The 20162-nt window shown below is 70.4% G+C and carries 17 protein-coding genes; 3 read left to right on the forward strand and 14 right to left on the reverse strand.

All coding sequences use genetic code 11. From position 1 onward, the window contains the following. Positions 1 to 101 precede the first annotated feature (101 nt). The 4 genes from ACIGJI_RS02360 to ACIGJI_RS02375 form a co-directional block, all read right to left on the reverse strand. Positions 102 to 1082 (reverse strand): type IV toxin-antitoxin system AbiEi family antitoxin domain-containing protein, encoded by a 981-nt coding sequence (locus ACIGJI_RS02360; RefSeq protein ID WP_363444275.1) that lies wholly within the window; start codon positions 1080 to 1082, stop codon positions 102 to 104. A 189-nt stretch (positions 1083 to 1271) separates the two neighbouring features. Then, entirely contained in the window at positions 1272 to 2372 is a 1101-nt protein-coding gene (locus tag ACIGJI_RS02365; protein WP_187663936.1) for a branched-chain amino acid aminotransferase, read from the reverse strand. Positions 2373 to 2434: 62 nt separating this feature from the next. Then, a complete protein-coding gene (locus ACIGJI_RS02370) occupies positions 2435 to 3478 on the reverse strand; it encodes a 3-isopropylmalate dehydrogenase (RefSeq protein ID WP_363444278.1) in 1044 nt (347 codons plus the stop codon). An 82-nt stretch (positions 3479 to 3560) separates the two neighbouring features. Then, positions 3561 to 5096 carry an MFS transporter gene (locus tag ACIGJI_RS02375; protein WP_187663934.1) on the reverse strand — a complete coding sequence of 512 codons (1536 nt, stop codon included), beginning with the start codon at positions 5094 to 5096 and terminating at the stop codon, positions 3561 to 3563. A 96-nt stretch (positions 5097 to 5192) separates the two neighbouring features. Between ACIGJI_RS02375 and ACIGJI_RS02380 the strand changes: the two genes are divergently transcribed. Next, complete coding sequence (locus ACIGJI_RS02380; RefSeq protein WP_268776402.1) at positions 5193 to 5735, forward strand: TetR/AcrR family transcriptional regulator; 543 nt, start codon at positions 5193 to 5195, stop codon at positions 5733 to 5735. A 73-nt stretch (positions 5736 to 5808) separates the two neighbouring features. On the opposite strand, the gene serA is transcribed toward ACIGJI_RS02380, so the two are convergent. The 3 genes from serA to ACIGJI_RS02395 all read right to left on the reverse strand — a co-directional run bounded on the left by serA (position 5809) and on the right by ACIGJI_RS02395 (position 8347). Next, positions 5809 to 7413, reverse strand: coding sequence for a phosphoglycerate dehydrogenase (serA, locus tag ACIGJI_RS02385; RefSeq protein WP_187663932.1), 1605 nt, complete (start codon positions 7411 to 7413; stop codon positions 5809 to 5811). A 131-nt stretch (positions 7414 to 7544) separates the two neighbouring features. Next, entirely contained in the window at positions 7545 to 7880 is a 336-nt protein-coding gene (locus tag ACIGJI_RS02390) for a hypothetical protein (RefSeq protein ID WP_268776403.1), read from the reverse strand. Beyond that, positions 7877 to 8347, reverse strand: coding sequence for a hypothetical protein (locus ACIGJI_RS02395; RefSeq protein WP_268776404.1), 471 nt, complete (start codon positions 8345 to 8347; stop codon positions 7877 to 7879). The genes ACIGJI_RS02390 and ACIGJI_RS02395 overlap by 4 nt, the downstream gene beginning before the upstream one ends. An 83-nt stretch (positions 8348 to 8430) precedes the next feature. On the opposite strand from ACIGJI_RS02395, the gene ACIGJI_RS02400 reads away from it, so the two are divergent. Next, a complete protein-coding gene (locus ACIGJI_RS02400) occupies positions 8431 to 9381 on the forward strand; it encodes a hypothetical protein (RefSeq protein ID WP_259953908.1) in 951 nt (316 codons plus the stop codon). Between the two features lie 2 nt (positions 9382 to 9383). Here ACIGJI_RS02400 and ACIGJI_RS02405 read toward each other — a convergent pair whose 3' ends face one another. Next, a complete protein-coding gene (locus tag ACIGJI_RS02405) occupies positions 9384 to 10046 on the reverse strand; it encodes a GntR family transcriptional regulator (protein ID WP_280566369.1) in 663 nt (220 codons plus the stop codon). A 74-nt stretch (positions 10047 to 10120) separates the two neighbouring features. On the opposite strand from ACIGJI_RS02405, the gene ACIGJI_RS02410 reads away from it, so the two are divergent. After that, positions 10121 to 12955 carry an FAD-binding and (Fe-S)-binding domain-containing protein gene (locus ACIGJI_RS02410; protein WP_363444284.1) on the forward strand — a complete coding sequence of 945 codons (2835 nt, stop codon included), beginning with the start codon at positions 10121 to 10123 and terminating at the stop codon, positions 12953 to 12955. Positions 12956 to 13012: 57 nt separating this feature from the next. On the opposite strand, the gene ACIGJI_RS02415 is transcribed toward ACIGJI_RS02410, so the two are convergent. The 6 genes from ACIGJI_RS02415 to ACIGJI_RS02440 are packed head-to-tail and all read right to left on the reverse strand — an operon-like array spanning position 13013 to position 20055. Continuing rightward, the gene (locus ACIGJI_RS02415; RefSeq protein WP_187663926.1) at positions 13013 to 14362 is read right to left on the reverse strand and encodes an alpha-L-fucosidase; all 1350 of its coding nucleotides are present in this window, start codon (positions 14360 to 14362) and stop codon (positions 13013 to 13015) included. Next, positions 14359 to 15939 (reverse strand): M81 family metallopeptidase, encoded by a 1581-nt coding sequence (locus ACIGJI_RS02420; RefSeq protein ID WP_363444287.1) that lies wholly within the window; start codon positions 15937 to 15939, stop codon positions 14359 to 14361. Before ACIGJI_RS02420 ends, ACIGJI_RS02415 begins: the two co-directional genes overlap by 4 nt. 32 nt (positions 15940 to 15971) lie before the next feature. Beyond that, positions 15972 to 16946 (reverse strand): ROK family protein, encoded by a 975-nt coding sequence (locus ACIGJI_RS02425; protein ID WP_363444290.1) that lies wholly within the window; start codon positions 16944 to 16946, stop codon positions 15972 to 15974. Then, positions 16943 to 17857, reverse strand: a complete 915-nt coding sequence (locus ACIGJI_RS02430; RefSeq protein ID WP_060920974.1) for a carbohydrate ABC transporter permease — start codon at positions 17855 to 17857, stop codon at positions 16943 to 16945. The genes ACIGJI_RS02425 and ACIGJI_RS02430 overlap by 4 nt, the downstream gene beginning before the upstream one ends. Further along, positions 17847 to 18752: a carbohydrate ABC transporter permease gene (locus ACIGJI_RS02435; RefSeq protein ID WP_060920975.1), complete on the reverse strand. Its 906-nt coding sequence runs from the start codon at positions 18750 to 18752 to the stop codon at positions 17847 to 17849. The genes ACIGJI_RS02430 and ACIGJI_RS02435 overlap by 11 nt, the downstream gene beginning before the upstream one ends. A 43-nt stretch (positions 18753 to 18795) precedes the next feature. Beyond that, entirely contained in the window at positions 18796 to 20055 is a 1260-nt protein-coding gene (locus ACIGJI_RS02440; RefSeq protein WP_363444293.1) for a sugar ABC transporter substrate-binding protein, read from the reverse strand. Between the last annotated feature and the right edge of the window lie 107 nt (positions 20056 to 20162).

A 20162-nucleotide genomic window follows, 5' to 3' on the forward strand; every position in this document is an offset into this window, starting at 1 on the left:
TCCCCTCCTTTATCGTCGAGACCCCGCTTTCTCGTCGAGACCCCGGTTCGCTTGCGCGGGAGAGGCGGGGTCTCGACGGAAGCCCAGGGCCCCGGTGGAACTCATCCGGGAGGACGGATGCCGAACGCGGCGAGCCGTCGTCCGAGGTCCTCGGCGGTCCGGATGTGCCGGGAGCCCCAGCGCACCACCCGCCAGCCGGTCACCCCGCGGATCTCGTCCTCGCGGTGCTTCTCCGCCGTCACCGCATCGGCTGCCGTGGGCATCGTCCGCAGCTCCGCGTCCCGGTACTTGTCCTCCCCGTCGAACTCTCCGAAGGCCCGGGACCGCGGGAACCCGAAGTCGGCGAAGTACCGCGCGCCGTCGGAGCCCACGATGGGGACCTGCAGATCGATGTCTCGGAACCCGAGTCGATGCAACTGGAGGCGGCTCACGCTCTCGCCGGGAAGCTGGGCCCGCCCGTCCGCGAAGACTCCGATCCATCGCGCGCGCCGCACACCCCGGAGTCCCGCCACGCACAGGCCTTCGACTTCGGCCCGCCAGGCGGCGACGGCATCCGGGTCGACCTCATGCCCGTCGACCGAGACCATCCGTAGGGCCGCATCACCCGCAGCGACGACGGCCTCCGGTCGCAGCAGTCGGGCGAGATCGAACACGGTGCGGGCCAGCGACGTGCACCGGAGCCCGTGCCGCCGGACGACATCGCCCTCGTCGAGCATCATCTGGTGTCGGACGACCCCGGCCTCGGTCCTGGTGTGCCGACGGCTGCGGATCGCAGTGTGCACGTCGTCCCGGATCGGCCCCACGAGCGGCAGCCCCCAGAGCGCGGCGGCGGAGAGGTGCGAGAACACGGGACCCCCGCCCGGACTGGCCCTGCGGACGGCGCACACCCGCACGAGCTGCCGCCCCTCCGGCCACAGCTCGTCCCACACATCCGCGTCGACGTACGCCCCGCGGTGCACCCGTCGCAGCCTGCCGTGCGCGACCGCCGCCGCCAGCTCCCGTTCCGTGACGCCCGCATCGAGGACCTCCTCCCGCGACCGCACGAGATCCCAGGCATCGGAGAACGAGAGGCGCCGCGACATCCCCTCACTCTCCCCCGCTGATCTCTCCCTCCCAACGTTCTCCACACCCCCACCCCTCATCCCCCACTCCCCCCGCACTGTGCAGGAACGACCCCGGCGCGCGAGACCCCGGGTACACGCCGAGACCCCGCCTACCACGCGTCGACACGGCGGGGTGTCGGCGGGAAGACGGGGTCTCGGGGAATGGAATCAGGCGTCGAGGCGGAGGAGCCAGCCGTGCTTGTCCTCGCGACGGCCGTACTGGATGTCGGTGAGCTCCTCGCGGAGCGACAGCGCCAGCTCGCCCAGCGGCTGCGGCTCGTCGAAGCCCTCGCCCACGAGCGCGCCGATCGGCGTCACGACCGCGGCCGTGCCACAGGCGAACACCTCGACGATGTCGCCGGAGGCCACGCCCTCGCGCCACTCGTCGATCGAGATCGGTCGCTTCTCGACCGTGTAGCCGCGGTCCTCGGCGAGCTGCAGCAACGAATCCCGCGTGATGCCCTCGAGGATGCTGTCGGACTCCGGCGTGACGACACGACCGTCCTTGAAGACGAACACGACGTTCATGCCACCGAGCTCCTCGACGTCGCGGTTCTCGTTGAGGAACACGACCTGGTCGCAGCCCTTCGCGCTGGCCTCGGCCTGCGGCAGGAGGCTAGAGGCGTAGTTGCCCCCCGTCTTCGCCTTGCCGGTGCCACCGCGGCCGGCGCGGGCGTAGTCCTCGGAGAGCCAGATCCGGACCGGCTTCACGCCTCCGGTGAAGTACGCGCCCGCGGGGCTGGCGATCACGTAGTAGGCGACCTTCTGCGCCGCTCGCACGCCGAGGAAGGCCTCCTTGGCGAACATGAACGGACGCAGATACAGGCTCTGGTCGGCACCGGAGGGCACCCACCGGCCGTCGACGGCGATGAGCTCCCGCAGCGACTGGATGAAGTACTCCGTCGGCAGCTCCGGCAGCGCCAGGCGGCGGGCACTGGCCTGCAGGCGCGCGGCGTTGCGGTCGGGACGGAAGGTGTGGATCGAGCCGTCGGCGTGCCGGTAGGCCTTGATGCCCTCGAAGATCTCCTGTGCGTAGTGCAGCACGGACGCCGCGGGGTCGAGCGGGATCGGGCCGTAGGGCTGCACACGCGGACGGTGCCAGCCGCCCTTGACCGACCAGCAGATGTCGACCATGTGGTCGGTGAAGACGACCCCGAAACCGGGGTTCTCCAGCACTTCGGCGACGCGTGCCGGCGAGGCCGCGTTCAGGTTCTTCGTCACGGCGAACTCCAGGGGAGCCACGCTCGTCTCGGCGTCGATCGTCGTCATGTCGTCATCCAATCCTCGTGGGGTGGGCGCATCCTCGCGCCCTGTCAGCCTACGCCCGCCGTTCAGAGACGGGCAGTGATCGCGGAGCCGATCTCCGCGGTGGTGCGGGCACCGCTGCGGGCGGCGATGTCCGCCTCGACCGCGGCGCTCACACGCGCCGACTCGGCCGTCAGGCCGAGGTGGTCGAGCAGCAGCGCGATGGAGAGGATCGCGGCGGTCGGGTCGGCCTTCTGCTGGCCCGCGATGTCCGGAGCCGAGCCGTGCACGGGCTCGAACATCGACGGGAAGGCGCCATCGGGGTTGATGTTCCCCGAGGCGGCGAGGCCGATGCCGCCCGTGACGGCGCCGGCGAGGTCGGTGAGGATGTCACCGAAGAGATTGTCCGTCACGATCACGTCGAAGCGCGAGGGATCGGTGACGAGGAAGATGGTGGCGGCGTCGACGTGCAGATAGTCGACGGCGACGTCGGGGTGCTCGGCGGCGACCTCGTTCACGATGCGCTGCCAGATCGCGCCGGCGTGCACGAGCACGTTGGTCTTGTGCACGAGGGTGAGCTTCTGACGGCGGCGCTCCGCGAGGGCGAACGCATAGCGGACGACCCGCTCGACACCGAACGCCGTGTTCACGGAGGTCTCGTTCGCCACCTCCTGCGGCGTCCCCTTCCGGATTGCTCCGCCGTTGCCGACGTAGGGACCTTCCGTCCCCTCGCGGACGACGACGAAGTCGACCTCGCCCGGGTCGGACAGCGGACCGGGCGCTCCGGCGAAGAGCTTCGAGGGGCGCAGGTTCACATAGTGGTCGAGGGTGAACCGGAGCTTCAGCAGCAGTCCGCGCTCGATGTTCGCGTCCTTCAGTCGCGGGTCGCCCGGCGTCCCGCCGACCGCGCCGAGGAGGATCGCGTCGTGGGCGGCGATCGCGGCGAGGTCGTCGTCCGTGAGCGTGTCGCCGGTCTCGAGGTACCGGCCGGCACCGAGCGAGAAGCGGGTCTTGTCGAACGTCACGTCGCTGTCGGCCGTGACGGCGTCGAGCACCTTCTCCGCCTCGGCGATGACCTCGGGACCGATGCCGTCACCCGGGATGACGGCCAGCTTCACGACACGCGACATGAGACTCCTTGCGCACTGCACGGGGGTGGACCGGCCGCGGCGCGACCGCGGGTCGAACGGGCCGGTCCCCCCAGCGTAGTGGTCAGTGCGTGGGTGCCTTGCGCAGTGTGACGGCCGCGATGACCGCCGCGACGACGACGAGGCCCGCCCCGATGAGCGAGGTCACGGTGACGCCGGAGCCGAACGCGTCGGCCGCTGCCTGCCACAGGGCGTCGCCGAGCGCGGCCGGGAGCTCGTGGGCGGCGGTGTACGCGCCGGCCAGCGTCTCCTGCGCAGCGCGGGCCACCTCGGCCGGAAGCCCCTCGGGCAGCACCAGCGCGCCGCGGTAGAACGCGGTGATGATGCCGCCCAGGATCGCGGTCCCCAGCACGGCACCGAGCTCGTACGCCGTCTCGGACACCGCGCTCGCGGCACCGGCCTTCGCCGCGGGGGCGCTGGAGAGGATGAGCTCGTTCGAGATGGTCTCGGCCGCGCCGATGCCGATGCCGAGGACGACGAAGGCGAGGATGAGCGGTGCCACGCCGTGCTCGTGCGTCGTGAAGGCGACGATGAGGTACCCCGCGACGGAGAACACCAGCGCCGCCGGGATGAGCACGTGCGGCGGCACCCGCCGCGAGATCGGCACCACCGTGAGTCCGGCGACGATCATCGCCGCCATCCCCGGCACGAGCGCGAGGCCCGCGACCATCGGCGAGAGCCCCAGCACGAGCTGCAGGTGCTGCGAGACGAAGTACAGGAACCCGACGAGGGCCACGACGCTGAGCAGGTTCACCAGGATCGCCCCCGAGAACGACCCGCGGCGGAACAGGGCCATGTCGAGCATCGGGGTGTCGGCACGGAGCTGACGGCGCACGAACAACGTCCCCATCACGAGGCCGAGCAGCGCCCATCCCCCGGCGTACAGCGACGGGCCGTCGACCGCGAAGGACTTGATGGCGTAGACGACCGGGATCATCGCGGCCATCGAGAGCACGATGCTGAGCGGGTCGATGCGGCCGGGATTCGGGTCACGGCTCTCCGGCACGAGCAGCGGCGCGGCGATGAGCAGCGGGATGAGGACGGGGACGGCGATGAGGAACACCGAGCCCCACGCGAAGTGCTCGAGGAGGAAGCCGCCGACGATGGGGCCGAGCGCGGATCCGGCGGAGAACGCAGACGCCCAGACCGCGATGGCCATGCGGCGCTGGTCGCGGTTCTGGAAGATCGACCGCAGCAGCGAGAGAGTCGAGGGCATGAGCATGGCGCCGAAGAAGCCGAGCAGGGCGCGCGCCGCGATGAGAAGGCCCGCGGTCGGCGCGAAGGCGGCCAGAGCGGAGACCACGGCGAACCCCGTGGCTCCGATGAGGAGCAGGCGGCGGCGCCCGAAGCGGTCGCCCAGCGTCCCCATGGTCACCAGGAGTCCGGCGAGCACGAGCGGGTAGACGTCGATGATCCAGAGCTGCTCGGCCCCGCTCGGCGCGAGCGAGATCGAGATCTCGGGCAGCGCGAAGCTCAGCACCGTGTTGTCCACCGACACCAACAGCACCGGGAGCATGAGGACGACGAGCGCCGCCCACCCCCGAGCCCCGACGCGGGGAGCTTCCGTCTCTGTCGTCGGGATCGACGCAGTACGGGTCATGGAACACCTTTCCTTCCTGTGGACCGCTCGTTACTAAACCGTCCGGCTGGTATAGTAACAGATGCAGCCCTCCCGATCCCGCTCAGAGGATGACCGATGCCCCGCCCTCCCCTCGCCCGTGAGAAGGTCCTCGACGCCTTCGAGGCGATCCTCATCGACGACGGCGAACGCGCCGCGACGCTCGAGGCCACGGCGAAGGCCGCCGGCGTGTCGAAGGGCGGCCTGCTCTACCACTTCCGCTCCAAGGACGACCTGGAGACCGGGCTCCTGGAGCGCCTGGACCACCTGACCACCCTCGACCTGGAGCGCATGCGCACCGCCGAGGAGGGCCCCGTCGCGTACTACGTCCGGACCTCGGTGATGGAGGACGACGCCCTCGATCGCGCGCTCATCGCCACGACTCGGCTGGCCCAGGGCGGCTCTACCGCCGCGTCCGACATGCTCCGGGATACCCGGCGTCGCTGGGCGGAGACGATCCGTCCGCACGTCCGCGACACCGCCAGCCTCGACCTCGTGATGCTCGTGAGCGACGGCCTCTACTTCAACAACTCGCTCGACGTGCACGGGCCGGAGCGCCTGGTCCCGCGCAGCGACGAGCTCGCCGATCTCATCGCCCTCGTACTGCGCGCCACCGCCTGACGCCGGACAAGGCTGCGGGTACGGAGAAGGGCGGGAGCCTCGCGCTCCCGCCCTTCTCCCCCGCTCTGCGGTGTCAGACCTCGGTGATCTCGATCTGACGGAAGAGGTCGGCGTCGATGGCACCACGCACGTCGTCCAGCAGCTCCTCGGACACGGGCGAGTCGAGCGTCAGCACGCTGAGCGCCTGATCGCCCGCCGCGAGCCGCGAGATCTGCATGCCGGCGATGTTGATCCCGGCCTCGCCGAACTTCTGTCCGTAGACGGCAACGATGCCGGGGCGGTCGGTGTAGAGCATCACGACGTGGTGCTTCTCGATCGGCAGCTCCAGGGCGTGGTCGTTGATGCCGACGAGCTTCTCGGCCTGCTTCGGTCCGGTCAGCGTGCCCGACACCGAGAGCTGCGTTCCGTCGGACAGCGCCCCCGTGAGGGTGATGACGTTCCGGTACTCCTCGCTCACGTCGTCCTTGAGCAGGCGCACCGCGATGCCGCGCTGCTCCGCCAGGAGGGGCGCGTTCACGTACGACACGGTCTCGCTCACGATGTTCGTGAAGACACCCTTGAGGGCCGCGAGCTTGAGCACGCTCACGTCGTAGTCGTTGAGCTCGCCGTGCACCTCGACGTCGAGGCTCGTGAGCGGCGACGTGGCCAGTGCGGCGAAGATCTGACCGAGCTTCTCCACGAGCGAGATGCCGGGACGCACGTACGGGTCGATGACGCCGCCCGCGACGTTGACCGCATCCGGGACGAGGTCACCGCCGAGCGCGAGCCGCACCGAGCGTGCGACCGAGACGCCGGCCTTCTCCTGTGCCTCTTCCGTGCTCGCACCGAGGTGCGGCGTGACGACGACGTTCGGGAGGTCGAGCAGGGCACGGGCGCTGCCACCCTCGGCCGGGGGCTCGGAGGTGAAGACGTCCAGACCCGCACCGGCGATCTCACCGGCGACGAGAGCTTCGTGCAGCGCCTCCTCGTCGATGAGCCCGCCGCGGGCGACGTTCACGACGAAGGCGGTCGGCTTCATGGCGGCGAATTGCTCGGCGCCGATCATGCCCGTCGTCTCCGGGGTCTTGGGCATGTGGATCGTGAGGAAGTCGGCTTCGGCGACGAGCTCGTCCAGCGAGAGGAGCTGCACGCCGAGCTGCTGGGCGCGCGCCGAGGTGACGTAGGGGTCGTACGCGACGACGCGCATGTCGAAGGCGGCCAGGCGAGCGGCGACGAGAGCGCCGATCCGGCCGAGTCCGACGATGCCGACGGTCTTCTCGAAGAGCTCGGCACCGGTGAAGGAGCTGCGCTTCCACTGGCCGGCGGAGAGCGAGGCGTGCGCGGCCGGGATCCGGCGGGCGAGGCTGAGGATGTGGCCGACCGTCAGCTCGGCGGCGGAGACGATATTCGACGTCGGGGCGTTGACGACCATGACGCCGGCCGCGGTCGCAGCCTTGATGTCGACGTTGTCGAGGCCGACACCGGCCCGCGCGACGACCTTGAGCTTCGGCGCGTGCGACAGCGCCTCCTCGTCGATGCGGGTCGCGGAGCGGATGAGCACCGCGTCCGACTCCGCGAGGGCGGCGAAGAGCGCCTCGCGATCGGTGCCGTCGACGTGGCGGACGTCGAAGTCGGGGCCGAGCGCCTCGATCGTGGCGGGAGAGAGTACTTCGGCGATGAGCACGACAGGCTTCGGCACAGTGGATCCTTCGGGGCAGCGCGACAGGCGGGAGGGGCCGATGCGCCGCACACCGTCGGGGGCGCGATCGCGACAACTCTACCGGAGCGCCGGGACCGCTCCGTGCCGTGTGACGGCGTGACGGATCCGGCTCAGGCGCTGGGCAGCGTCAGACTCAGCGCGAGCAGGCTCATCCAGAACACCGCGACGATGCCGAGTCCGGCGAGGAAGGTCAGGGCGAGCTCGCCCACACGACGGCGTCGGCCGATCGCGAAGGCGAACCCGAACACGATCACGGGAAACACGACACCGAACAGCAGCGTCGCCCATCCGGTGCCGGTGAGGCCGGTCTGGGCCATGGTGATGAGGTGCGCGACCGCGTTCCACACCGCATACGCGTAGAAGAGCCCGGCGAGGGCGATGACGGTCCACACGAGCCAGCGCGGCGAACCGGTCGCCACGGCGGACGGTGTCTTCGGAGCGGTCATGCGCCGATCACCCCCACGGTCACGAACGGCCACGGCACGAGCAGCACGACGCCCGCCAGGAGCACCGCGGCGCGGATCCAGGATGCCCGGCCCCGCGTCAGCACCCACGTCGCGAGGAACCAGAGCGCGGGGGCGGCGATCGCCAGCACGAACCAGGGCAGGAACATGAAATCCGCGACGAGGAACGAGGCGAGCGGCTGCAGGCGGAGACCGCCGGCGATCCACCCCACGGTGTAGAGCAGGTAGACGCCCCCGACGACACCGACGAGGACCAGCATCGCATTGCTGAGACCGGAGGGCGCTGCGGTCTCCTCGTCCACCGACGCGGGTGCAGACGCCGAGGGTGCGACGGCCTCGGCCGGGATCGGTTCCGGAGCAGGCGTGGAACGCCGTGCGGCGTCCCGGGGGCGCTGCTCCGCGCTGTCGTCGCCGTCCCAGCTCAGGGCGTCGTCCGAATCGGATGTCATCTCTCCAGAGTAGGACACCCCGACCACTAGGCTCGGGGATGCCTCGGCGGGGTCGCCGGGGACTTTCGGGGGAAAGGACAACCATGGCCGAGAACGAGCCCACGTCGTCTGCTGCGCCGCGTCGTTCCACGGCCGGCGCCACGACCGGCGAACCGCCCGCGGGCTGGACGCCGAGCCCGGAGGCCAAGGCCTCCGCGACGCGCTTCCGCATCATCGCCGCGGTCCTCTGGGCGCTCGCGATCGCGGGCGAGGCCATCGGCATCTTCTGGCTCCTGCGCCAGCGCGAGTTCGTCGATGAGGGCGGCGCGCTGCTCCGCGATCCGGACACCGGCCTCCTGGAAGAGCAGGGAGCGACGGCGCAGTTCCCCCAGTGGGCGTTCGTCGCCCTGCTCGTCCTGCTGTTCGTGATCGCGGCGCTGTCGATCATCGGCTCGATCCTGTGGAAGAAGGCCAACACTCTCGACCCCGCGCGCCGCGCCGACAAGACGCGGTTCTTCGTCCAGAACCAGCTCGGCGCGATCATCGCGGTCGTGGCCTTCCTCCCCCTGGTCATCCTCATCTTCCTGAACAAGGACATGGACAAGCGGCAGAAGGCGACCGCCGGCATCGTCGGCATCGTCCTGGCCGTCCTCGCCGCGATCGTCGGGACGAGCTTCGCCCCGCCGTCCGTCGAGCAGTACACCGCGGATCAGTCGGCCGTGATCCAGCTCCTCGGGGCCGATGAGGTCGTGTGGGTCGACGGCGGCAAGGTCTATCACGTCTGCGACGAGGTGCCCGCGATCCAGACCGGCAGCGAGATCCGCACCGGCACCACCTCCGAGGCCATCGAGGCGGGGAAGATCCGGCTCACCCTGCAGTTCGCGTCCGAGCTGCGCACCTGCGGCCTGGCGGTACCCGAGAACGCCGACGAGATCACCGAGGCCCTCCGCGCGATCCAGGCCGGCCAGGTCGACACGCCTCTCCCTGCTCCCGTCTGGGCCGACCCGACGGATGCCCCGATCCAGATCGAGGATGCCCCGGCCGACGAAGGCTGACGTCAGGAGGCGCTCAGGGCCTCGACGAGACGGTCCTCCGCCGAGGCGAGGTGGGCGCGCAGCACCGCGGCGGCGCGCTCCGCGTCCCCGGCGGCGACAGCCTCGAGCATCTCCGCGTGCTGCGCGGCGATGAGTTCGGCATCGAGGAGACGCCGCCCCTGCACCTGCGCCATGCACAGCCGCACCTCGTCCAGCACGCTCCGGTACATGCGGCTGGTCCGCTCGCTGCCCAGGGCGTCGATGAGCGCCGTGTGGAAGCGGAGGTCGGGATCGACCGTCGCGGGATCAGGGCCAGGTGCCATCGCCTGCAGCTCGGCGTTCGCCGCCACGGCGGCTGCCGGCACGGCGGCGCTCTCCGCCAGCTCGCGTAGTGCCGCGCTCTCCAGCCGGATCCGCGTGCGGTAGACGTCGCGGACGGTCTCCGCCTCGATGCCGACCACGCGCGCCGTGCGATGCGCCGTCCGCACGAGCAGCCCGCTGGCCACGAGCTGCTCGATGGCCGCTTTGGCGCTGGGACGGGCGACGCCGTAGGTCTGGGAGACGGCCGCCTCGGTCAGAGGCTCCCCCGAGCGGATCTCGCCGGAGAGGATCCGGCTGCGCAGCTGTCCGGTCACGGCGTCGACCACGCCGACCACGCCGAGGGGGCGCTCCGCGATCGAGGTCATGCGGAACAGTCTAGTGAGGCGTCCGTCGTTCAGTACACTTGTCTGACAATCTTCGAGCGGAGCAGAGGAGCACCGTGCCCACCACCCTCGACCACCCCCTCGATCCCGCACTGCTGGGGCCCGAGACGCAGGTCCACGCCCGATCCATCGACCGCTTCGCCCGCGCCCACGACGCCTCGCATTACCTGCTCGTCCCGGACGCGGTGCTGTCCCCCGCGGACGCGGAGGGCGTCGCCCGCGCGTTCTCGGCGGTCCGGGCGGCCGGACGCACGCTCACGTTCCGCTCCGGCGGCACCAGCCTCTCCGGACAGGGCATCAGCGGCGATATCCTGGTCGACACGCGCAGCCACTTCCGCGACATCCACATCGAGGACGACGGCGCCGCGGTCAGGGTCGGCCCCGGGGCCACCGTCCGGCAGGTGAACACGCGGCTGGCCCGGTACCGCCGCAAGCTCGGGCCGGATCCGGCCAGCGAGATCGCCTGCACGATCGGCGGCGTCGTCGCGAACAACTCCAGCGGCATGGCCTGCGGCATCACGGAGAACTCGTACCAGACGATCACGTCGATGGTCGTCGTGCTGCCCAGCGGCACCGTCCTGGACACCGGACGCGCGGACGCCGCGGACGTGCTCCGCGCCGCGGAACCCGCCCTGTTCGCCGGGCTGTCGTCGCTCCGGGAGCGTCTGCTCGCCTCGCCCGGGAACGTCGCGTTCCTGCGGCAGCAGTTCTCGATGAAGAACACCATGGGCTACGGCCTGAACGCCCTGCTCGACTTCGACGACCCGGTGCGGATCCTCGAACACCTCCTCATCGGATCGGAAGGGACCCTCGGCTTCGTCGCAGAAGCCCGTTTCCGCACCATCGAGGTGCGCCCCGCGATCGCCACCGGTCTGCTCGTCTTCGAGACGCTGTCGGCGGCGATGACCGCGCTCCCCGCTCTCACGGAGCTCGGACTCGCGACGATCGAGCTCCTGGACGCCGCCTCACTGCGCGTCGCCCAGGGCCTGAGCGACGTCCCCGCCGCGATCTCGGAGATCGACGTCCAGGGCCACGCCGCCCTCCTCGTCGAGGTGCACGCCGCCGACGACGACGCCCTCGCCGTCGCGAGCGCATCAGCGCAGGCGCACTTCGATGCCCTCCCCCTCGCCGTCGCCCCACGCCTGACGACCGATGCCGCCGAGCGCGCCGCACTGTGGCACGTCCGCAAGGGCCTCTACACCGCTGTCGCCGGGGCGCGGCCGTCCGGGACGACCGCGCTCCTCGAGGACATCGTCGTCCCCGTCCCCCGCCTGCTGGCCACGTGCGAACGACTGATCGAGCTGTTCGCGGAGCACGGCTACGAGGGCTCCGTGATCTTCGGGCACGCGAAGGACGGCAACGTCCACTTCCTGCTGAACGAGCGCTTCGACGACCCCGAGAGCGTGGCGCGGTACCGCCGCTTCACGGACGACCTCGTCGAGCTCGTCCTCGCACAGGAGGGATCCCTCAAGGCCGAGCACGGTACCGGACGCATCATGGCGCCGTTCGTGCGGCGTCAGTACGGCGACGAGCTCACCGACATGATGTGGGAGATCAAGCGGCTGTTCGATCCGGACGGGATCCTCAACCCCGGCGTCGTGCTGTCCGACGACCCGGACTCGTACCTCCGGGATCTCAAGCGCGTGCCCACGGTGGAGCGCGAGGTGGACCGCTGCGTGGAGTGCGGCTACTGCGAGCCGACCTGCCCGAGCAAGAGCATCACGCTCACCCCGCGGCAGCGCATCGTGCTGCGGCGGGACATGGCCTGGGCCGAGGAGCAGGGCGACACGGCGCTGCTGCGGGACCTGCGCGCGGACTACGACTACGACGGCGTGCAGACCTGCGCGGTCGACGGCATGTGCGGCGTCGCGTGTCCGGTGGACATCAACACCGGCGACCTCGTCCGCCGCCTCCGGGCCGAGCAGGAGAACGCCGTGGAGGGTGCGGCCTGGGGGACGGCGGCGAAGCACTGGAGCACCGTCACGCGCGCCGGCGGCGTCGCCCTCACGGTCGCCGATGCTCTCCCCGTCCCGCTCGTGCGCGGCGCGACGCGGGTCGGGCGCGCCGTGCTCGGCGCCGACACCGTCCCCCTCTACGACGGCGGCCTCCCCCGCGGCGGCACCGCGCCGCCTCGACCGGTCTCGCCTCCCGACGCCCAGGCCGTCTTCTTCGGCGCCTGCATCGGCACGATGTTCGGTCCGGAGGACGAGGGTCCCGGCTCCCGCGACGCCCTCCGCGCCCTGCTCGACCGCGCCGGGATCCCCGTCGTGGTCCCGGAGGAGAACGGCGGGCTCTGCTGCGGGACGCCGTGGAAGTCCAAGGGACACCTCGACGGCTATCGCCTCATGTCCGACCGGGTGCTGGCCTCGCTCTGGGACGCCAGCCGCCACGGGGAGCTCCCGGTCGTCTGCGACGCGGCCTCCTGCACCGAGGGCCTCGACGTCATGCTCACCCAGGCCGTCGCCGCCCATCCGGAGTACGCCGGTCTGCGCATCGAGGACGCCACCACGTTCGCCGCGCGGGAGGTGCTGCCGCGCCTTTCCGTCGATGCGAAGCTCCCCTCGATCGCCGTGCACCCGACCTGTTCGACGACCGCGCTCGGCGCGACCGGGGCGCTGACGGCGATCGCCTCCGCCGTCGCTGACGAGGTCTTCGTGCCCGACGGCTGGGGCTGCTGCGCGTTCGCCGGTGACCGCGGCATGCTGCACCCCGAGCTCACCGCGAGCGCGACAGCCCAGGAATCGGCCGAAGTCTCCGCGGCCGATACGGCCCGCGGCGGCTTCGACGCCTTCGTGTCGGCCAACCGCACGTGCGAGATCGGCATGACCCGCGCCACCGGCCGCCCGTACCGCCACGTGATCGAGGTTCTCGAGGAGCGCACGCGCCCCTAGCTCAGCGACGAAGGGCCCCCGTCGGATCACCGACGGGGCCCTTCTGCGGAGCGTGTGTCAGGCGCCGTGCGCGGTGAGCACGGCGACCGGAGCCTCGCGGAGACCGGCCGGGATCACGATGCGGGTCGAACCGCCGTCTGCGGACACCTCCGCCGGGGTCCCGTCGGCCCACGACAGCGCAGCGGCCGTGAGCTCGGACGGCAGCTCGAACTCGCCGTCCGCCGGGTCGAGCGCATGCACGTGCACCGCGTCGGTGGACGTGGTGTAGCGGCGAGGAGCCCCCGTGCGCTCCCCCATCCGCGTCCAGGGCCGCGTGCCGTAGATCGCCGCACCGTTCACGGCCAGCCAGCTGCCGAGCTCCTGCATCGCCTTCCGCTGCAGCGCCGGAATGGATCCGTCCGCCGCGGGGCCGACGTTGATGAGCAGGTTGCCGTTCTTCGCGACGACGTCGACGAGGAGCCGGATCAGGGCCGCGCCGGAGAGCGAGTGGCGCTCGTCCTCCGCCTGGTTGAACCCGAACGAGTAGCCGAGCCCGCGGGTCGACTCCCACGGCTCGGGGATGATGTCCGGGATGTCCGTGTATTCGCGGGTGAGGAACCCGTGGTACGGCACACCCCAGCGGTCGTTGACCACACCGTCCGGGACGGCGTCGAAGTACCGCTGCAGGAGTGCGGCCACGGCGTACTCCTCCGTGCCCTTGCCGCCGTCCGGCCACTCGATGTCGTTCCAGAGCACGTCGGGCGCGAACCGCTCCACGAGCTCCTCGAGCTGCGCGGCGGCGTACCGGGAGAAGTGGGCGTCGTTGCGACGGAACCGGAACAGGTCGGTGTCCGACTCGATCGGCGGGAAGTCGCTGACGTGCCAGTCGAGCGCTCCGGAGTAGTACACGCCGAACTTGGCTCCCGCCCGCCGCGTGGCGTCGTGGAACTCGGAGATGAGGTCACGGCGAGGGCCGCGCGCGACGGCGTTGAATCCGGTCGTGGCGGTGTCCCACAGACAGAACCCCTCGTGGTGCTTGGTCGTGGGCACGACATAGCGCGCTCCGGCCGCGACGAGTTCACCGACGAAGGCCTCGGCATCGAAGGCGTCGGCGTCCCACTGGTCGGCGAGGTCCTCGTACGAGGTCCCAGGACCGTAGGTGCGCTGGTGGCGCTCCCACGTCGGGCTGCCCGGGATGCGCACCGTGTTGCCGTACCACTCCGCGTACTGGTGCCACGCATAGGCATCCTCGGTGGGGATGTTCACGCCCTCCCCGTGCTGCACGGCCCACGCCGGCACGGAGTACAGCCCCCAGTGCACGAAGAAGCCGAGCTTGGCGTCGCGGTACCAGTCCGGCACGCCGTTCGCGGGGTAGACCGGGGACGCCGCACCGAAGTCGGGGCCGGTGCGCTTCTCGAAGTTCATCATGATGCCGTGTCCTCCTCGTCGGCCCCGCGGCGCACGACCACCGCGGTCAGATCGGGGTCGCCTGTCGTGTCGAACGGGAACACCCCGGGGCGCAGGCGATGGTGTCCGAGGCGGAGCAGGTCCTGGTCCACCCCGCCCGGGGTGAGCGCCAGCGTCCATCCCGCTGCCAGCTCGTACAGCTCCGGCTCCAGGTAGCCGATCTTCACGACCACGATCTCGGCCGTCGTCGGCTCGAGCCCCAGCATCCGGAAGTCGGAGAGGTGGTGGAAGGGCTTGCGGCGCTCGGTCAGGATGGCGTGCAGCCCGCCGACCGCGAGCACCACCTGGGTGCCGGCGTCCGGGTCGTCGTCGGTGACGGAGAACACCGTGCCGGTGATCTCGACCGGTCCGTGGGGCCCGGAATCGACCGCGGCTCCGGCTGACAGCGTGACCGTCGCACCGACGCCCGCCTCCACGGCTTCGGCGACGGCCCGCGGATCGAAGATCGAGGCGACCAGCGTCGTGTGCGTGCCGTCGGTGAGCTCGGGTCGCTGCAGCAGGTGGGCGAGGGTCCAGGTCACATCGCCCGCTCCCCCGGCCGTCGGGTTGTCCCCGGAGTCGGAGATCACGTACGGATGCGGGGCACCGGGGGCCAGCGCCTCCTCCAGCGCGTCGTCGAGGCTTCCCGTCTTCGCGACGAAGACGAAGTCCTTCCGTGCCTCCCAGAACATCCGGGCCACGCGCTCCGCCTCACGGGCGATGACCTCCCTGTCGTCCCCGGTGACCACGACGTACGCCTGGCAGCGCGGCTCGTCGGCCCATGCATAGCCGATCCACACCGACGCGTCCACGACGCCAGGCAGCGCCTCGATCTCCGGCAGCTCGGCGTAGATGCTCCGCGCGGGCTCCAGTCGCGTGCTCGTCTTCTCCCCGGGCAGCAGCACGGGCACGGGCACCCAGGCCGTGAAGGGCCGCCGTGCCTGCACGTCGCTGCCGTGCGGGCCGCGGAGACGGTCGAGCAGGTTCCACACCGCCCGCTCCTTCGTGTTCAGCCAGTCCTCATGCGGCGCCATCCGGTAGCAGGTGAGCAGATCCACCGCGTCGCGCAGAGTCTCCGAGACGTTGCCGTGCAGGTCCATCGATGTGGAGACGAGGGTGTCCGGGCCCAGGGCGTCCCGCACCGCGAGAGCGAGGTCGCCCTCGGCATCGTCCATCCCGACGACGCTCATCGCGCCGTGGATGTCGAAGAAGAATCCGTCGAACGGCCCCTGCGTGCGGATCCCCTCGACGATCGCGTCCTTCATCCGGCGGTAGGTGTCCGGGTCCACGGCACCGCCGGGCAGCGAACGGCCGTGCGTGAGCGGGACCCACTCCGCCGCCTCGGCGAGCTCGCGTCCGGCGTCGAGGAACGGGTAGTACGCCCGCAGTGCATCGCCGGTGCGGATCGTGAAGGCCTCGTCCCCGGAGATATGCGGGGAGAAAGTGCTCGACTCGATGGAGATGCCGCCGATGCCGATCCGGGGCCGCGCGAGCCCGCCCTCGGCGAGCGGCGGCAGCGGACCCTTCCAGATCTCGTGGGCTTCCGGGCGTGCGGTCACGGTGGTGTTCTCCTCTGCGGTCGCAGTCGTGGTCAGGAAACGGGGGCGAGGGCGCGTCGTGCGCTCTCGATGGCGCCGAGCGCGACGGCGTCGGCTCCGAGGACGGCGGGGACGACGCGCAGCGCGATGCCCGACACTGGGGCATCGGTACCGAGCGTCCGCTCGATCGACGGCTTTAGGAGGTCCCAGGCGGCCGTGACCCCGCCGCCGACGATGGCCATCGGCAGGTCGAGGAGCGTCGCGGCACTGGCGCAGGCGAGAGCGAGCGCCCGTCCGGCGGCGTCGAACACGGCGCGGGCGTCGGCGTCGCCGGCCCGTGCGGCCTCCGCGACCTCCCTGGCATCGTTCACCGGACGACCGGTGCGCTCCTCGAACCGCCGGGCGATCGACGTCCCGGACGCCAGGGTCTCCAGGTGACCGGTCTGCCCGCAGGTGCAGACGAGGTCGCTGTAACCGGGCGTGTGCCCGATCTCGCCGGCCGCGCCGTGGGGGCCGTGGTGCAGCTCCCCGCCGATGACCAGCGCGCCGCCGACGCCCGTGCCGAGCATCACACCGAGAACATCGGGAACGCTCGGACCCGCCGCGGCGGCTTCTCCGAGGAGGAAGGCGTTCACGTCGTTCTCGACCCGCACCGGGACGCCGACGCGCTGCGCCAGCTCCGGGCCGAGCGGGAAACCCGCCCAGTCTGCGAACAGGGCGGACGCGGCACGGATGGTGCCGCTCTCATGGTCGATGACGCCTGCGGCACCCACCCCCACCGCGGCGACGGCGACACCGGCCTCGGCCGCCAGCCGCGCGACGAGGCCGGCCGCGGCGTCCGCCATCGCCGAGCCGCCGACGCTCGCGGGCGCCGGGACGCTTCCGCGTGCGAGGACGTCTCCGAAGGCGTCCACGACGAGGGCCGCGATCTTCGTGCCCCCGATGTCCACCCCCGCCAGAGCGAAGTCGGACCCGGGGCCCGTGGTCGTTCGTCGAGGGTCGTCCGTCTGCTGCCCGACCGCGTTCATCGTCCGCCCAGTCCGGCCATCGCGATGCCCTTGACCAGGTGCTTCTGCAGCACGATCACGAGCAGGGTGGTCGGAATCATCGAGATGATGGCGGCGGCCATCTGCAGGTCCCACCGGGTGCCGGTGAGACCGGCGAAGCTCGCCAGACCGACCGGCAGCGTGCCGTGCGCGTTGTAGTCGACCGTGACGATGAGGGGCCAGAGGTAGCTGTTCCAGAAGGACAGGAACGTGAAGACCGCGAGTACCGCGACCGCGGACTTCGACAGCGGCAGGATGATCTGCAGGAAGGACCGGACAGGGCCGGCGCCGTCGACACGGGCCGCCTCCTCCAGCTCGTAGGGGATGCCGCGGAAGAACTGCCGCATCAGGAACGTGCCGAAGGCGCCGAACGCGAAGGGCAGGATGAGCGCCTGATAGGTGTCGACCCAGTTGAACCACTGCATGACCTGGAACATGGGGATGACGAGCACCTCGGCGGGCACCATCAGCGTGGCCAGGAAGAGGACGAAGACCGCGTCGCGGCCCTTCCACCGCAGGCGCCCGAACGCGTATCCGGCGGTCGTGGACACCACGAGCACGACCAGGGTGCCGCCGATCGCCACGATGAACGAGTTCATGATGTACGTGAGGAACGGTCCGTAGGCGAAGACGTCGACGAAGTTGCTCCAGCGGAGCTCGGAGCCCACGAGCGTCGGCGGCATCGAGAACATCTCGGAGTTCGGCTTGAGGGCCGAGAAGAACGCGTAGACGAGCGGCGCGATGAAGATGAGCGCCGCGACGTAGATGGTGACGTGCGCGAGGATCAGCCGGGCGCGCGCGCCCGGCGTGGTCGCCGCACCGCGCGCCTTCTCCCGCTCGCGCTGACGCCGCGGGGCGGTGCCGGTGGGCCGGACGAGGGTCTCAGTGCTCATAGTGCACCCACTTCTTCTGTGCGGCGAACTGGATGCCCGTGATCGCGATGATGATCGCGAACAGGATCCACGCGGCGGCGGCGGCGAGTCCGAGATCGCCGAAGGTGAAGCCCTGCTCCCAGATGTACATCACGAGGGGCTTGGTGGCGTTGCCGGGGCCGCCTCCGGTGAGCATCTGCGGCTGGACGAAGACCTGGAGCGAGGTGATCATCGTCATGATCGTCGCGAAGAAGATCGACGGCGAGATCATCGGGATGATGATGCTCCACACACGCCGGATGCCCTGTGCGCCATCGATACTGGCCGCTTCCAGGACGCTCTCCGGGAGCTGTTCGAGGGCGGCGGAGAAGATCAGCATGTTGTAGCCGAGTCCCTGCCAGACGCTCATCACGACGACCATGATCATCGCCCAGTTGGGGTCGGCGAGGAAGTTCGGCAGCTCGATGCCGAACCAGGTGACCGAGAGGCCGTTGAAGAGCCCCTGCGGCTGCAGCATCATCTTCCACACCAGGACGTTCGCGACCATCGGGGTCACGACGGGGATGAAGAAGAGGACGCGCAGGGCACCGCGGCCGCGGATGCGGGGGCCGAGGCCGAGGGCGAGCACGAGCGAGAGAGCGACGCTCAACGGCACGTACAGCAGCGTGTACACCGCCGAGTTGCGCAGCGCGGGCCAGAAGTCCGGGCTGCTGGTGAACAGCTTGACGTAGTTGTCCACCCCGTTGAAGGTGCGTTCGCCGAAGGTCGGCCAGTCGAAGACGCTCATCACGATCGAGAGCCCCACGGGCACGATCGTGAACAGGGCGAGGCCCACCAGGGCTGGGCTTGCGAAACCCAGCGCCTGGCGGCCCTCGACCTTGGCGAGCGATCCTCGACGTCTCGTCGTGATCGTCATCTCGTTGTCTTTCTCTGTTACTGCTGTGCGGGCCGGATCCGGCTCACTCGCCGAACTGCGCCTGGGCGTTCGACAGCAGCTCCTCCATCGTCATCTGGCCGTTGTAGACGCTGACGAGGTTGGGCTGGATGTAGCTGTCGAGCTTCTGCCAGTTCTTGGTCATGTACAGCGGCACCGTGTCACCGAACGCGGCCTCGAACACCGACTGGACCTGGTCGCGGTACTGCTCGTCGATCGACTCGAAGTACAGCGGCTGCGACGAGATGCGGGCCGGGTAGGAGCGGCCGGACGACGCGATATAGTCCTGCGCGTCCTCGCCGACGAGGGAGCCGAGCACCTTCAGCGCGGCCTCCGGGTTCTTGCAGTTCTCGGCGATGCCGTAGCCGGAACCGAGGATGGGACCGGGGTTGCCGTCCACGCCCGCGGGCAGCGGCACCATGCCGGCGGCGAAGCCGGACTCGTTGTTGAGGTAGCTGACGGCGTTCCAGGTGCCGTCGACGGCCATGGCCGCGTTGCCACCCGTGTACTGGTTCTCGCCCCAGCCGGTGTCGGAGGCGGAGGCGACCGGAGCCGCGACCTTCTTCTCCGTGACCAGGCCGGCGTACCAGGACGCGGCGTCGACGAAGTCCTCGTCGTCGATGTGCAGCGTGCCGTCCTCGGAGGCGGGCTGCGTGGCGGAGTACGCGATCGGCATCGACATCCACTGGTAGCCGCCCATGCCCATGCCGAACCCGTACTTGCCGTCCTTCGTGGCGTCGGCGGCGATCGTGTCGAAGTCGTCGAACGTCCAGCCGATCTCCGGCGTGGCGGCACCGGCGGCGCTGAGCATGTCCTGGTTGTAGTAGACGAGCATCGTGGCGACGTCGAACGGCACGCCGTAGACCTTGCCCTCGAAGCTGAGGATGCCGTCGGCGCTCGGGTTGAACTCCGACCAGTCGATTCCCGCGGTCTTGAGATCCTCGTCGCTGAGCTCGCGGAAGCCGGCCGTGTAGCCGCCGAGCTGCGCGCCGCTCATGCCGGTGATGCACGCCATGTTGCCGCTGGCCATGTTGGTCGTGAGCTTGGTGAAGAAGTCGCTCCACGGCGACGTCTGCAGCTTGATCTTGATGTCCGGGTTCTGCTCCTGCGCGAACTCGATCTGCGCCTCCAGCGCATCGACGTCCGACTCGCTGCCGGCCCACATGTCCACCACGATGGTGTCGCCGTCGGCCGAGCCCCCGGATCCCCCGCTGCTCGCACAGCCGGTCATCGCCACGGCCACGCCCGCGACAGCGGCGACAGCCCCCACACGCAACTTCTTCATTGAATGCCTCCTGAGAAGGGATAGGTTATTTCGAGACTCGCACTAACCAATTAGGATTTCGTATGAAGTTACGCTGTCATAGTTCGCAAGGTGCCGCAAGCTGAACA

Source organism: Microbacterium sp. NPDC064978, assembly GCF_044543605.1.
GTDB lineage: Bacteria > Actinomycetota > Actinomycetes > Actinomycetales > Microbacteriaceae > Microbacterium > Microbacterium meiriae.

Coding starts and splice junctions, on each gene's coding strand:
- ACIGJI_RS02390 (WP_268776403.1), bottom strand. CDS start 7,880: ATGACCGCTCCGAAGACACCGTCCGCCGTGGCGACCGGTTCGCCGCGC.
- ACIGJI_RS02400 (WP_259953908.1), top strand. CDS start 8,431: ATGGCCGAGAACGAGCCCACGTCGTCTGCTGCGCCGCGTCGTTCCACG.
- ACIGJI_RS02405 (WP_280566369.1), bottom strand. CDS start 10,046: ATGACCTCGATCGCGGAGCGCCCCCTCGGCGTGGTCGGCGTGGTCGAC.
- ACIGJI_RS02375 (WP_187663934.1), bottom strand. CDS start 5,096: ATGACCCGTACTGCGTCGATCCCGACGACAGAGACGGAAGCTCCCCGC.
- ACIGJI_RS02395 (WP_268776404.1), bottom strand. CDS start 8,347: ATGACATCCGATTCGGACGACGCCCTGAGCTGGGACGGCGACGACAGC.
- ACIGJI_RS02380 (WP_268776402.1), top strand. CDS start 5,193: ATGCCCCGCCCTCCCCTCGCCCGTGAGAAGGTCCTCGACGCCTTCGAG.
- ACIGJI_RS02425 (WP_363444290.1), bottom strand. CDS start 16,946: ATGAACGCGGTCGGGCAGCAGACGGACGACCCTCGACGAACGACCACG.
- ACIGJI_RS02440 (WP_363444293.1), bottom strand. CDS start 20,055: ATGAAGAAGTTGCGTGTGGGGGCTGTCGCCGCTGTCGCGGGCGTGGCC.
- ACIGJI_RS02430 (WP_060920974.1), bottom strand. CDS start 17,857: ATGAGCACTGAGACCCTCGTCCGGCCCACCGGCACCGCCCCGCGGCGT.
- ACIGJI_RS02370 (WP_363444278.1), bottom strand. CDS start 3,478: ATGTCGCGTGTCGTGAAGCTGGCCGTCATCCCGGGTGACGGCATCGGT.
- ACIGJI_RS02360 (WP_363444275.1), bottom strand. CDS start 1,082: ATGTCGCGGCGCCTCTCGTTCTCCGATGCCTGGGATCTCGTGCGGTCG.
- ACIGJI_RS02435 (WP_060920975.1), bottom strand. CDS start 18,752: ATGACGATCACGACGAGACGTCGAGGATCGCTCGCCAAGGTCGAGGGC.
- ACIGJI_RS02365 (WP_187663936.1), bottom strand. CDS start 2,372: ATGACGACGATCGACGCCGAGACGAGCGTGGCTCCCCTGGAGTTCGCC.
- ACIGJI_RS02415 (WP_187663926.1), bottom strand. CDS start 14,362: ATGATGAACTTCGAGAAGCGCACCGGCCCCGACTTCGGTGCGGCGTCC.